The organism is Pseudomonas onubensis (genome assembly GCF_965653655.1).
Classification (GTDB): Bacteria; Pseudomonadota; Gammaproteobacteria; order Pseudomonadales; family Pseudomonadaceae; genus Aquipseudomonas.
Genome location: NZ_CBFHAZ010000291.1, coordinates 1 through 439, shown reverse-complemented (window position 1 = coordinate 439; position 439 = coordinate 1). Strand labels below are relative to the sequence as shown.

Sequence of the window (439 nt, the reverse complement as noted above, 5' to 3'; positions counted from 1 at the left end):
GTTCAGCCGCTTCTTCTGTTAAGGGCTGTTCAAGCCTTCCTTTTGAAATTAAAAAAGCGATTCTCTCCGCGTCATCACTCTGGAAAGTATCGCCTTTTTCGTAACGCTTTTTGGTTGTTTTATCCCGGAAAGGGACAATGACCTTATACATCGTTTAAGCCTCCTTTTCTTTACTTATTAGACTTCATCTGTCAGGATTGCAAATGCTTTTTCGTCAATGACGCCGCCGTCAACAATTGCATACCCGACATATTCGACTTTTCGTTTTTTCGCGTGCTCATCTGTAACAATAGAAATGTCTTGGTTAACATTTGCTTTGTACCCCTGTCCAAGATTGGCAAGCAAAATTTCTCCCTCATCAATTGACGCATCTACTTTGACAGTTCGGCCAAAAATGCGGCCTACCCCGCCAGCCGTAACATCAGCGACAAATAAAGGC

General features: G+C 43.1%; 1 protein-coding gene. It reads right to left on the bottom strand.

The window, feature by feature from the left end; genetic code table 11:
• Window positions 1-177 precede the first annotated feature (177 nt).
• On the bottom strand, window positions 178-439 hold a 262-nt coding region (locus tag ACTD9P_RS30005), incomplete at its 5' end, for a phage major capsid protein (RefSeq protein WP_438870479.1).